This is a genomic window from Lelliottia sp. RWM.1, assembly GCF_016859735.1.
Classification (GTDB): domain Bacteria; phylum Pseudomonadota; class Gammaproteobacteria; order Enterobacterales; family Enterobacteriaceae; genus Enterobacter.
The window spans coordinates 21436-34546 of sequence record NZ_WLVC01000047.1; the positions used below are offsets into that span (position 1 = coordinate 21436).

At 45.1% G+C, this 13111-nt stretch carries 14 protein-coding genes and 1 pseudogene; 8 read left to right on the forward strand and 7 right to left on the reverse strand.

The annotated features are described in order from the left end of the window. Positions 1-648: 648 nt before the first annotated feature. A complete protein-coding gene (locus tag GF617_RS22695; protein WP_075204661.1) occupies positions 649-843 on the reverse strand; it encodes a YlcI/YnfO family protein in 195 nt (64 codons plus the stop codon). A gap of 193 nt (positions 844-1036) precedes the next feature. On the opposite strand from GF617_RS22695, the gene GF617_RS22700 reads away from it, so the two are divergent. From GF617_RS22700 to GF617_RS27245, 6 genes are all read left to right on the forward strand, one after another. Then, entirely contained in the window at positions 1037-1222 is a 186-nt protein-coding gene (locus GF617_RS22700; RefSeq protein WP_049111855.1) for a host cell division inhibitor Icd-like protein, read from the forward strand. Next, positions 1219-1515 carry a hypothetical protein gene (locus GF617_RS22705; RefSeq protein WP_049111854.1) on the forward strand — a complete coding sequence of 99 codons (297 nt, stop codon included), beginning with the start codon at positions 1219-1221 and terminating at the stop codon, positions 1513-1515. The genes GF617_RS22700 and GF617_RS22705 overlap by 4 nt, the downstream gene beginning before the upstream one ends. Before the next feature lie 222 nt (positions 1516-1737). Beyond that, the gene (locus tag GF617_RS22710) at positions 1738-2643 is read left to right on the forward strand and encodes a Mu-like prophage major head subunit gpT family protein (RefSeq protein WP_065420945.1); all 906 of its coding nucleotides are present in this window, start codon (positions 1738-1740) and stop codon (positions 2641-2643) included. A gap of 81 nt (positions 2644-2724) precedes the next feature. Beyond that, entirely contained in the window at positions 2725-3117 is a 393-nt protein-coding gene (locus GF617_RS22715) for a hypothetical protein (RefSeq protein WP_049007200.1), read from the forward strand. A 468-nt stretch (positions 3118-3585) separates the two neighbouring features. Further along, a complete protein-coding gene (locus GF617_RS22720) occupies positions 3586-5745 on the forward strand; it encodes a phage tail tape measure protein (protein WP_203452491.1) in 2160 nt (719 codons plus the stop codon). A 10-nt stretch (positions 5746-5755) separates the two neighbouring features. After that, on the forward strand, positions 5756-6484 hold the full coding sequence (locus tag GF617_RS27245; RefSeq protein ID WP_239006586.1) for a Mor transcription activator family protein: 729 nt from the start codon (positions 5756-5758) through the stop codon (positions 6482-6484). Positions 6485-6584: 100 nt separating this feature from the next. Here the strand turns inward: GF617_RS27245 and GF617_RS22730 are convergent. The 6 genes and pseudogenes from GF617_RS22730 to GF617_RS22755 form a co-directional block, all read right to left on the reverse strand. Further along, positions 6585-7061: pseudogene (locus GF617_RS22730) on the reverse strand (DUF932 domain-containing protein); the annotation flags it as partial. A 104-nt stretch (positions 7062-7165) separates the two neighbouring features. Continuing rightward, positions 7166-7399: a DUF905 domain-containing protein gene (locus GF617_RS22735; protein ID WP_007374428.1), complete on the reverse strand. Its 234-nt coding sequence runs from the start codon at positions 7397-7399 to the stop codon at positions 7166-7168. A gap of 61 nt (positions 7400-7460) precedes the next feature. After that, a complete protein-coding gene (locus tag GF617_RS22740) occupies positions 7461-8000 on the reverse strand; it encodes a DUF4234 domain-containing protein (RefSeq protein WP_007374427.1) in 540 nt (179 codons plus the stop codon). Positions 8001-8073: 73 nt separating this feature from the next. Continuing rightward, entirely contained in the window at positions 8074-8538 is a 465-nt protein-coding gene (locus GF617_RS22745; protein WP_007374426.1) for a hypothetical protein, read from the reverse strand. Between the two features lie 56 nt (positions 8539-8594). Further along, a complete protein-coding gene (locus GF617_RS22750; protein ID WP_007374425.1) occupies positions 8595-8990 on the reverse strand; it encodes a hypothetical protein in 396 nt (131 codons plus the stop codon). A gap of 210 nt (positions 8991-9200) precedes the next feature. Further along, positions 9201-10088, reverse strand: coding sequence for a GTPase family protein (locus GF617_RS22755; RefSeq protein WP_007374424.1), 888 nt, complete (start codon positions 10086-10088; stop codon positions 9201-9203). Between the two features lie 333 nt (positions 10089-10421). On the opposite strand from GF617_RS22755, the gene GF617_RS22760 reads away from it, so the two are divergent. Together GF617_RS22760 and GF617_RS22765 are read left to right on the forward strand one after the other, a co-directional pair. Beyond that, positions 10422-11870 carry a YfjI family protein gene (locus tag GF617_RS22760; protein ID WP_007374423.1) on the forward strand — a complete coding sequence of 483 codons (1449 nt, stop codon included), beginning with the start codon at positions 10422-10424 and terminating at the stop codon, positions 11868-11870. 473 nt (positions 11871-12343) lie between these two features. Continuing rightward, positions 12344-12928, forward strand: coding sequence for an inovirus Gp2 family protein (locus GF617_RS22765; protein WP_071532052.1), 585 nt, complete (start codon positions 12344-12346; stop codon positions 12926-12928). The last annotated feature ends 183 nt before the right edge of the window (positions 12929-13111 follow it).

Below are 13111 nucleotides of genomic sequence, written 5' to 3' on the forward strand. Positions count from 1 at the left end.
ATATTGCGCCGTAAGTTCCTTCCTGTTCCTTTTTCTGTAACCCATTGAAAATGATCTTGTTTATTACTGATTGCAATTAACAGAATAAAAAAAGAAAAGAAAATCCAACTCAGTTTTTTTGGTCACAATCGCCCTCTATAGCATGATTGATAACCACATCCATGTTGTGTGGATGAAGATGAACGGAAAGCAACTGGCGCATCTATTTCATCCGTATTTGTAACTTACTGTAATTTAATGATTTTAATTCGCAGGATATAACATGCATCCATGTTAAGTATGGATGTCAGTAACATCCGTGTTGTCATTATCCTTTTCAGGTTGATATTGTATTTCATGCAAATCTACTGCGACTGTTTTCGAGTCTTTCAGGTTGGCATCAAGACCTTTAGGGCTCAGTGAACTGACTGCATATGACTCCAATGCAAACTCATTAAAACCTGAAAACGGAATTATTAACTCGTTTTCAGGTTTTCAACATATCGGAAGATGGATCACCAGCAGGAATGGGCGGTACGTCTCAGCACAAAAATGGAGCCTCAGACGCCTGATAAGGTATGCAAGATGATAACGCCTTGCTTTTGCTTATCGTAAACTGTCGCGGCTGTATTACTATCAATGCGAGCAATACAGCCGGGATTAATTGGATTAATCTTTCGTGATTTTACGGCGTTTTTCTTTTCTTAATTTTTGTTCACATGCATCTAAAACCCATGCCGAGAAATTAGCATTTAGATTTCCTAATTTCTCCTGTTCAACACAAGTTTCTATCTCTTCAATAATTTTGTGTGGGAAGCGAATCCCCTTCGTTGCTGATTTGTTATTTATCGCTCGCGTAGCCATATGCTAACCCCCTAAAAAGTGTTACGACACCATACCTTAGAAAATGGAAAAGAAAAAGAGTTGACGTGCCCTAACACCATGCACTATGGTGTACTAACACCTTGTGTGTTTTGAGGTTAAAAAATAGCGACGCCTCGGGGTGCTTGGACTCACTACCGAGGCGTCTAACCACAACGTAACTAGGGGTTACATCATGGTTAAAACTAATCATACAGAAATCCAGGCAAAATTTACATGGTGCTTTCACACTCTGAGCGCCAGTGCTGGTAAAAGAATCCGTATTGTTGCAGCAACAGAACAGGCAGCGCGTGAGCTTGTTCCTCAGGGTATGGTGGCAATCTTCATGGCTCGTCTTCCTGCTATGGAGGGCGCACTATGAACAATTCTTCAATTCAGAATCTTCTGCAACAGGCTATTGGCGCTGGCAGCGAAAAAAACGATTTGCTTCTCATCAAATCTGATGCCGATGGAATCAGGTCGGCTTTGCTTGGTGGTATCTCATTTCTGGGGCAGGAGCTTGATGAAAGCGGCGCTCAGTCAAAAACAGGCAGAAGTTATGGCCCTTCTGATTTGGCCGACCTTGGCAGATTTCTGAGCAGTTCGGTGAGGTTAATTCAGATGATGGATGCGGTGATTGATGACTGTGACGATTTTAAAAGAGAAGGTAACTGAAAATGTTCAGTTAAAAGCATCACTGCCACTGTGAGATGCTTCAAGGGTAGTTAGATGTGGTGCTTAAGAAAACGGGTGTTCAAAGGCTATCAGGCTTAAAGTCTGATAGCCTTTTTTCATTTATTGCTTGGCACTGAATCCCTTCATTTAGTTCCCGAGATTTCAATATGAAAAACTTCAGTTGCTTTCCTACCCACATTTACACTCAACAAGGGATTCAAAATGATAGTCAATCAAAAAGTACTCAATAATATTTTCCTGAATGTTAAAGCCGTGTTTAATCAGCGGACTGAAAAAACAAAACCGCTTTACCCTCAGATTTCAACAAAAGTGCCATCCACAACAAAAACCAACGTCTATCCGTTCCTTGGTTCATTCCCTAGTTTACGTGAGTGGGTTGGTGAGCGGGTGATTAAAAGCCTGGCTGCGCATAATTTTTCTATTTCAAACCGAAAATTCGAATCAACTATCAGTATCTCACGTGAAGATATTGAAGATGATAATATCGGTATGGTTTCAAGTATGGTTTCCGACATGGCGGATGCTGCAGCCCATCATCCAGATGAATTGCTATTTGAGTTAATCAAGCAGGGATTCAACCAGAAATGTTATGACGGACAGCCATTTTTCTCCGCAACCCATGTTGTAAATATTGGCGGTGATGAAACTACCGTTTCAAACGTACAGGTTCCCGCAACTGAAGCGGATGAAAAGCCATTGTGGTTATTACTGGATACCACTCGTCCGATTAATCCCTTTATCTGGCAGGAGCGTATTCCTTACGAAATTCAGCAAATCACTGAAGGCAAAGAATCGCTTTCCTTTATGACCGACGAATATTTTTACGGTGTTCGTGGTCGTGGAAATATGGGATATGGATTCTGGCAGATGGCTTTTGCAAGCAAGAAAGATTTAACCACCGAGAACTTCAATGATTTGTATGATCGCATGTGTTCTCAAAAAAATGATGCAGGCCGACCATTACGAATCAAACCAACCATTTTGTTGGTGGGAATGAAAAACCGTGAGGCTGCATTCAATATTGCCAAAGCTCAAACTCTCGACAACATGAAGCCCAATCCTAACTACGGTCTTGTTGAAGTCATTGTAACGCCATTCCTGGACTAATTACGTCTCAGAAACAATCGGCTAATAATTAAATATTAAGGCGCAGGCCGTTAATAGCTCTGCGCCTTTACTGGGGGATGTATGGAAAAGCATTCATTGCTATATGGTGTTCAGGTTGGTGATAAGGTTCACTTTGACTTTCAGGTTCGTATGCCTGTGGTCAGAGACACAATAGAAGCGCTTCGCCTTACGCATGACAGATTTGGCACAACGGAAGGCTCAGCGGCTTCAATGTTCTTCCGTGTTGCGGTAATGGCTCAGGTTATTACCGTGCTCGGCGATCTACCTGAAGATGAAATCTCAACTGATACTTTGCTGAACGGGCTTCATGATGAAGATTTTGACCTGGTTGATGCACAAATTGAATCCATTAAAAAAAAGCGGATGCTTTTGAACAGCAGCTCACCGGTTATCGAACCCTCGTCCTTGCCCTCGGACGATACGGAATCAGTGAGCAACAAATCCTCGGAATGAGTCGCGCTGAACTTGACGGCTATACAGATGCACTCACCCGGTTACATGGACATAAGTCCGGTAAGACAGCTACCCGAACCACACGTACTGTAAAATCCCAACGCCGAAAAAAAATCCCGAAGGGTTGATGGCAGATGAAAGATAAAGATGCCTTAAAAGTCCTGGGTCAGACGACGAGAGCTTTGCAAAGCTGTCTCAAGAAAATCAGAAAATGAATGTGGAATCAGGTTCGATGCCTTGCATAATGATTAAGCTTATTAAAACCGCCTCTAATCGTTTTTGCTGCGTACCCTGTAGGGTAGATCATTTTTAATCTTTAATTTTAATCTGGCGCGATTTAAAAGGGGTTTAAAAATGGTTATATGGGTAGTTAAACATGCAATAGATTTTTTATGCTACCTGCATTTCCCATGTACGCACATTTGTAAATCCCATTCGTCAAAAGAATGTTTGTAAAGGAGTCACCCCATGTCCCGCAATTTAGCTCTTACGTTAAACCTGATGGCCAAGGACAGTGGTTCGAAAGTACTCCGTTCCGCTATGCAGGAAGCCAACAAGCAAGTCCAGCAGCTTGAAAAGGCGCAGCAGAGGTCAAGCGAAACAGGTATCCGTGCATCAAAAACACTCACGGATGAATATCGCCGGGCTTCACAAGCCCGCTCAACGCTAGGAATTCGTTCAGAACGTCAAATTCAGCGTGAGATCCAGCAAACCACTGCTGCATACAATCGACTTACACGCACCGGGCTTTTGTCAGCAAATGAGCAGGCAAGGGCTTTTGATGCCATGCGACAAAGAGTTACCCAACTTAGGGGGGAGTTATCCCGCACCTCAGAAACAATGTCACGCATGAGTAAAGCTCGATTACTTGGCGGGAATCTCACAGCTGTTGCAGGTGGTGTGGCAGCTGCTGGGGCGGTAATCGCTCAGCCAGTTCGTGAGCAGATGAACTATAGCCAGCGTCTCGCAAATATAACTAACACGGCTTATAACCAGTTACCCGCAGATGAACGTATAGTCGCAAAAGAGCAATTGAGTGGTGCAATAAAAGGTGCAGTAAGAAAAGGTGGTGGAACAGCCGATACGGCTGCAAATGCGCTTGGCGTATTAATGTCAAAAGGCGGTGTTGATGATAAAACAGCTATGTCTGTTCTTGGTGATGTTATGTACACATCTACTGCCACCAACTCTAACCCAGAGGAAATTGCACAACTCGCGGTAACGGCACTTAATAACTTCAAAATAAAGAAAGAAGAACTGCCATTATTCTTTGACAAACTTACCCGCTCTGGTGAACTTGGGGGCTTTGAACTCTCAAACATGGCGAAAGAGCTACCAACCATAATGACTAACTATTCGAAGTTAGGTATGGGAGGGCTTAAAGATATTGACTTGCTTCTTGGCAATTTACAGGCTAACTCTGAAACATCAGGTAATAATGACACCGCAGCCAATAACCTTAATCAGCTTTTATTAAAGATAACCAGCGCAGACACCATTAACAACATGAAGAATAGAAAGTTTCGTGTTTCTGGTGGTAAGGAAATGTCCTACGCTGATTTTATTGTGTCCCAAAGAGCTAACGGTAAAAACACCTTCGAATCTTTTATTAACGCTATTGACTCCACTGTATCAAATGACAAGCGTTATAAGCGATACTCCTCTGACATTGAGCGTTATAAGGGGACAGATAAAGAGAAAGACCTTCGCGCGGCCAGGGATGTTCTGGTTTCAACAATTATCGCCTCCATAGTTCCTGATGCTCAGGCGCAAATGGCGCTAACCACGTCATTTCTGAAAAAAGATTATATTAATGACCAGATGGCAGGAACCAATAAGGCAAACGGAGCGGTTACGTCATCATTTCAGGTTATGGCGAGTGAGCCACTTTTTAAATTTAATCAACTGGCTAATGAAAAATTTTTTGCTGATGGTGATGTATTCATTAAATTTAATAAAAATCTTGGTGATGCTGCGCTTACCATAGCTGATTATGCAAAAGAATATCCGGCTTTGACAGTTGCTGTAGATGGTGCAACTGAGGGAATAAAGGCCATGACTGCTGCTGCGTATGTATTTGCTGGAATCAGGTTATTACAGGGCGGGGTTGGCTTGCCACCAGGTACGGAAGGTGCAGCGGGAACGGGGGGTAAACTTGCAAGGGCATTGTCAATAACAACACCTGCGATTGCGATTACTGCCGGGTCAGTCGCTTTAGGTGCAATCAGGGATAAAATGCGTGATGACTTTGATAAAAAAACGATGCCGGAGAAGATTGAATCTATTAAAAATGATACTTCCGGTTATAGTTTTGTCGATATTGCGTGGGCGGTATTGAAAAGCAGATTTGGTGATGAAAAACGCCAGTCATCAATCAATGCTCCCCGTCAGCCGGATGGAGGCATTGACATAGCACCGGGGCTGGATCATGATGGCGTAAATTTTGGATTACCTTCTTATTTGCAACACAATAATAAGTTTGGTTTTACAAACGATTATCAGGCAGAAAGTAAACAGCCACTTATTGTAAAAAACCAAATAATCCTTGATGAAAAAGTCCTTGCAGAAGCAGTAAACAACTTTAATGGTGAGCAAGCTAACAGGGGCTCTGGAACTCCAAATTTCTAAGGTGATTACTATGACAGACATCCTTGATGAGCAGATAAAAAAAGCTGAGTTTCTGAATCGGGTTGCGGATATTACAGCTAAAATTGGTTCAGCTGTGGATGACCTGATAATGTTAACTGATTGCAACACTAAATACTTTAATGATGGTGATGCAGTTGCTATTCGTAATGCTATTGATGGTATTACAAATGCCACATCACTTGTTTTGATTGATGCTATCAGCGTGGTTGCTCCAGAGGAACTTGATAATATCAAGCCCAGATGTTCTTTCCCCAAAACACGGCATGAAAATGTAGTTGATAAAGCCCTTGAACCGGAGATTCTAAGTCACCTTCCAGAAGCGGCGGCTGATATTGTTGAATTAATTGGTATTAGCCAGGCTATGAGGCTATTTAAATCTTTTGGCGGAACCACTTTCCCGATAGGAAAAGGTGTCAGATTCCTTGGTGGGGCACGTGCAAACGCATTACGCACGATACTTACAGAGGATGAAATCAGACTACTGCAAAAACATTTTTCAGGTGAGGTGTTGTATTTACCACGATGTGATCGCCTGTTGCGCGATGTAAGAAATCGCCAGTTTCTTAATGAATTCTCAGAAATGCGAGAGGCGGGAGCAACCTCCGTTGCTTGCATGTCAGTTCTTCCCCTGAAGTACGGGTTCACAGACCGCTACGGTTGGCAATTACTCAAAAATGAAAAGGAATCTCAATCAGCAAAGAGTTCTAAAATTCGCTAATGCGATTAATTTTGCACTGTGTAATATCACCCCTCCCTCTCCACTTGGGGCAGTGCAAAATAAAATGCGTATCGGTGCAAAAAAAATCGCCTCCCTACACAAAGATGCCCAGTACTTCGTAAGCCCCTTCAATGACTTTTTCCACAACGTTCCCCCGGTGCGGCACTCTGATTTCGCCAAATGACTGTCCGCAGACGAGCGAATTCGTACATACGCTTCGGAATATTCCCGGAAGTAACTGAAAACTGGACTCACCACCATGAGAATTCAGGATGATGATTTCCGGCACCTGCTGATCGTTTATCTGACCGGCGCGACGCAGGCGGAGCATATGCTTTGTGTGCTCCCGGCGGTCCGGATCACGCACGCGTGACTGGCAGGCAAAGAACGGCTGGAACCCTTCGCGCTGCAGGTTTTCCAGCAGAGTAATGGTGGGAATAAACGTGTACTTTACACTCCGTGAAGCATGTTTATCTTCACCGAATACACTGGGGACATGATGCATCAGTTCTTCGCGGGTTAAGGGACGATCCCGGCGTATCTGGTTTATCCGCCCGAAACGGCTTGCTAAGCGCATAGTGAGTACCTCTGTAGTTGATTAAACGGCATAAACAAAAAAGCCATGCTCCGGTGGGAACATGGCCTGTTGGTGTGATTGCTGGTGGGGGGAACTACGGTAAGTCAGTGTCGGGGTATGCCGTGGCTGAGCAGATAGCGGTTCAGCCAGTATCCGGCATCGGCTTCAAAATTCCATGCCCGCCAGATCAACTGCCCCTCGCTGTCGCGAATGACCAGCCGAAACTGGTTCCCATGGTCGTCTTCGAGGGTTAGGTTAGTGTACTGCGTGGCGACGGCTGTCGCCTGCTCACGGGTGAACGAACCGGGTGGTAACGGCGTATTGTCAGTGTCCTTCATGATGAGTTCCTCTGATACCTGACACAAAAACCCGGGGTCTCTGGCTAAAGCAGTGATTAACTTACTGCGGGGGTTGCGCTGTCGTTGCTGTCGTGATGGGAGCCTGTGGCGCTGCAGGCGCGGCGGTTGCGCCATGAATCTGGTGCTTCGTCAGTGCCTGCTGCATGTCGTTGATACAGTACGTGATGTAGAAAACGTTAAAGATAACGGTATAGAAGGCATTCATCTTCAGGTCGAAGCGGAAGGTGTTCAGCGCATATTGGCGCAGGGCGTCTCTGGCCTTAAAGGCCCAGACCACATACATTACCGCACAAGCGAGCGACAGAATACCGCTTAACGCCAGCAATGTATCGCTGGTCGGGTCATAGCCGTAAACGTCAGACGACACCATGCTGGCTAACTGGCGACTGATGCCAAAGCAGACGGCGAGCCAGATGATGAACAGATGACCGCTGACCGGGTAGCCGGTGGTGTCACTGATGGTATCCTGCTTTTTATACAGCCAGAGCAGCGGCCAGACGCCACAGGTGACGAGAGTCAGTAAAACAAAATGCAGGGTGCGGGTGTTCAGCCGCTGGCTGAGAGTGGTGATATCCGTCATCGGGAGATTCCTTGTTTGTACAAGTATGCGGGTGAAAATGAGAATATGTGGGGTGGTATTGCCCTGGAGTGCATTACGGCACGTCAAACTTCGCCACGCAGCCGTTATCGCCGAACGCAGGTATGACTCCGGCAGCGCCCTTAAGCGTGAAGACCGCCGGTTTGACGCCGCTGCCTGAGACGATCACGCGCTTACCGGTTCGCAGCTTGTTCCACGCCCACATCAGGTTACTTTCGCCGACATGGGATTCGCTTTCACTGATATTGGCTTCTTCATCGTTATCGATTTTCATGGTCAGGTGCTGACCGCTGTCCATGCTGACCTGATGGCCGTTCGCATCGGTAAAGATGATGGTGGCAGCCTGTGAGCCAGAACTGTCGCAGGCGAGGTACAACTGTGACTGTCCTTTGCCGAGGATGGTGTATTCCGCCGTACCCTGTGCGAAGCCGCTGGCCCAGGTATCGTGATTACCAAACGCCAGCGCCTGGCCGGAGAAGCAAAGCGCGAGGGTAAGAGGCACAATCGATTTAAATAACATAATATTTTTCCTTTAATAAACAATACGAAATATGTGGAGCTGAGGTGAAATACGGGTTATTCACTGACAGTGAAGGTGCCCTTGTCCGTAAACACCCTGGCTTCCACGAAACGGCAGTTGATACCCTTCTGCTGGAGAGGATTACCAAAATGCCAGGTCAGCCCGTCGGCAAACTGCATGGTGGTGGGCGTAAACGTGCCTTTTTTAGGTATCCATCCGTCAACGGTAATGCCCTGGTAGGTGATGCTTCCCTTTGTCAGCAACAGACACCGGCCCCGGTTAACGTCAATGTTCTTAATCTGAACGCTGTCTGTTTTAGCGGTTACTGTGACCAGCAGCTCAAAGCCACTGGGCTGAACATCGACCTTAATGATGTCATTTTCAGCGGCTACGGATGTCGCAGACAGGGTTGCCAGCAGCGCCATGGCTGCGACGGTATAAAATATGTTCATGAGTCTCCTTACGGTGTGGCGAAGCCTGCGATACATCGCATTGATTTATAATGAATAAAAACGTAATAACACGGGCCCCCGCGAATTATGTAACTGCCGGGGTTATCAGGTACAGCTATTAATATCGATCGGGTCGATCGACAAAATCGATCGTCATTGAACAAAAACACTTGTCGATACACGTTTTCAGGCTTATCGACAGTGAAGAAGTTAACTGAAGAAAAATCCCCACAGGGATCGCGCTGCACGGGCGACGGTGTGGGTGACGGCATGCAGCGCCAAACGGGCTACCTGCGGCAGCGGGGCCAGGTCAATGACTTTATCAATCACCTCCACCACGGCATCGCCAAAGCTGCCGCTGGCGGTACTGATAACGGTATCAGTGCGATACCCGGTCTGCAGGTGGGGAACCAGTGGACTGCGGGCCTGCTTTGGGAGGCGTGTAATCATGGCCTCCACCAGGCGCGACAGTCGGTAACGCCCCCGGACAGAGACCGGCAGAATATCTATTTCTGCTATCTGCAACTGACGTGCCACGGCCTGCTGTTTCTGCGCAATACGTTCTGCCTGTAACGCCGAGGGCTGAGCCGATAGCCAGCGCCACTGCTCGGCGGGTTCGGTTTTGTCCACCTGGTTAAGTATCCACAGCACTGGCGGCAGCGGTCCACTGAACTGCGCGAAGACGTCCTGATAAAACTGCTCTTCCACTGCAAATGCACGGTCATCGGCCTTGAGTACCCACAGCACCATATCGAGCTGTGGCATATGCTCCTGGTACAGCTCACGGTATTCTCCATCGCGGGTAATACTCTCGCCAACACCGGGCAAATCGACCAGCGTCAGGTAATGTCTGCCAAAACGCAGCCGGACACGCTGTGGCTGGCGAGTACAGGCATCAACGGCGTTAACAGCACAGATGTCGCTGCGAAATAGAGCGTTACACAGCGAGGATTTACCGACGCCGGTTTTCCCCATAATACCAATCACAGGTTCATACGTGACCAGCTGGTTAAGCTCCTGCAGCAAATGCTGGCGTAGTGCATGTGGGTAACGCCGCAGATGGCGTCGAATAAGGGCGTAGCCTGAGGGATGTTTCATATCGGCCTCTGAATGAAAAAGGCCATCCGGAGGGGATGGCCTGTTAAATTGAAACGGGTGGGAATTCAGTAAGGTGATATATAACTGATAATTGTTTAAAAACCGCCCTGCCCTCATATTAACTGGCAGGATATTACCAGGTAGATGGCATTCATCTTTTTTGTTTTTCTGATAAAGAAAGCACCGACAAATGAAATTTCCGGAAACGGCTACTTCACTAATTTAGTCCAACGCTGTCGAATTGGACTAAACATCAGTTTTTTATATTGACTTGCGATTGTATTCTGCGATTAATTGTCAACTCCAGAAACAACATATTCAGCAGGTATCGTAATGAAAGACTTTCCATTTAATGCTTTCCCAGGACTATTGCGCGAAACTATTTTTGATATTGAGGATGTTACACAGGCACCACCTGAATTAATTGCATCCGCAGTTTTAAGTGCATTGTCCCTGGGATGCCAGAGCCTGATTAATGTAAAAATCAATGACACTATAGTCTCACCGGTGTCATTGTACTCATTCGTGATAGCAGAGTCTGGTGAGCGAAAAACGACAGTGGATAAACTGGTATTCAAGCCTTTTCATGAGCATGATCTACGTGTATTACTCCAGTATGAAGAGCTGCAAAAAGAACATGAGCGTAGCTCTAAAATATGGCACAAGAAAGAAAATGCACTCCTGAAATGTGTCGATAAAGCCACTATAAAAGGAAAATGTACAGATGAGTTTTCACGGCAGTTAAAGGCGTTATACGCTGAAAAACCAGAACCCCCAAAAGCCAGAAGATTTATTTATAATAACACTACACCGGAAGCCCTGCAGTTTGCAATGTACACTCACTCGCCGCAAACAGGGCTAATAACCGATGAAGGTGCTAATATACTTAACAGACAGACCATGGCTGACTTTGGTTTTATTAATCCAATGTGGGATGGAGGTGATTTTCAGGTTGAGCGTAAAACAACACCGAGTTTTACGCTCAGAAATGGACGTATTACATTGCTGGTCATGGTACAAAAAGCAATATTTGATGGCTATTTAAAACGTCAGGGTGAATCTGCGCGCGGAAGTGGTTTTTTTGCACGTTGCTTTGTCTTGTATATTGATGAGAATTTATCGACACAGGGCCAGCGCCTGATTCGTCGTCAATCCAGTCTTCAGTCAGGTGACCTGAAATATCTTAATTGCTTCTACAAGCGTATGAATGAACTGGTAGAAAAAAGTGTCTCTCAACATGGGACCGGGCATCAGACATGTTTATCCTTCGAACCTCCGGCTCAGGAGGCATGGGAGAGAATTTACAATAAAATAGAGCGTCGACTGGGGCCGGATGGAGACTATGAAAACCTGAAAGATTTTGCATCCAAAATTCTAAATAATACTGCACGCGTAGCCGCTCTATTGAGTTATGTTACAGAGGGTGAATGTGCGATAAAAAAAGAATATGTCGAAAATGCCTGGTTGCTGTGCGAATGGTATATGCAACAGGCGATAACACTCTTTGGCAATGAGGAGGACTATTATGAAGCACTGTTATTGTCGTGGCTGCGTCGGGAGTATTCACGCTCATGGAAAAATGTTGTCCGATATAATGATATCCGAAATGCCGGGCCTAATGTGTTACGTAAGGGTAAGTTACTGGACAGGGTGATTGACAGACTTGAAAAGGAAGAGGTGATAGATATTGATTACTCAAAGTATGGTGCCCGAAAGGTCTATAAAGGCCGTCATTTTGATAACAATCCATTTACAAAACATGCAGCATATCAGCACTACTGAGCCCCGGTAATTGCGATCAGTCGCAATTACCGGAGGGAGGAGCCTGTGGAAAATGACAAAAACGGGCAAAAACTAATATCAGAGTGAAATCATTAGCTTGCTTTCTATTGGTATGAGTTTTACCCAGATGGCAGTGCTTATTGTTATATTTTTACTGATGGCATTACTGTCGGTATAGTAATATAGGTTTATTCGTAATATATACCTATTACTGGTGTACATGTTGTTATTAATATATCTACTCTCTATCCAGATTGATTATTATTAACATACTAATATATTATACCCATACAGTCAGTTAATTATAACGTAATGCCTATTGATTATGTAACACCATACGGTTAATGATTACCGCCCGATAATGTTCATGTGCATCTCTGCATGTAACATTACCACGATAATTAATCGTATGGTTACTTACTCTTGCTTACCTCAATTAGTTATTGAGCAGATTATTTATCTCAGGTTTATATATGCCAAGTAATTCCTTGAATGCTGATTACCAGCAAGCATTTTACGATGTTATTTGTAATGCAGTAGACGAGTTTCCACGTACGTTAGCACTACGTGTTGATTTACGTTTTCCGGGAGATTATCAGTATGGTGATTCGAACAGAGCCATAACCCGTTTTATTGACTCACTGAAGGCTAAGTTGCTGGTGGATTGCCGACGTAAGAACAGACGCTGGAGGCGTAACTGGACTAATCGATTACGGTATGTATGGGTACGTGAAGTCGGTGAACGTAATCGTCGTAAACATTACCATGTATTACTGCTGCTGAATAAAGACTTCTACCATGGTGCCGGGAGTTATAATGCCGATGACAGTTTATATGCATTAATCCAGCAGGCATGGTGTAGTGCGTTAGGCCTGAGGTCGGCTCAATATTCGTCTTTAGCGAATATGGCTGAGAACGGGTGTTTTTATTTAAACGAAAATGCCCCTAATTATATGCAGCGGATTAACGAATTACTAAAGCGTATGGAGTATCTGTCTAAAAACCATACCAAATGTTATGACGACGGTTACCGGTCTATTGGAATGAGCCGAAGGTAACTTGTTGGCTAAGGTGGGCGTAGCCTGTTCTGTTGTTTCCCTGATGGCTGTGTATGGTGAGAGGCAGGCATATCCATAGAGAGTGTTTATTATGATGGTTCAATTGATTGAATCGCCACGGGTTTAACAGACACCTCAGAGTCATTTAAGATGACTTAAAGAGAGGTGCCCATGAGCGGTAAG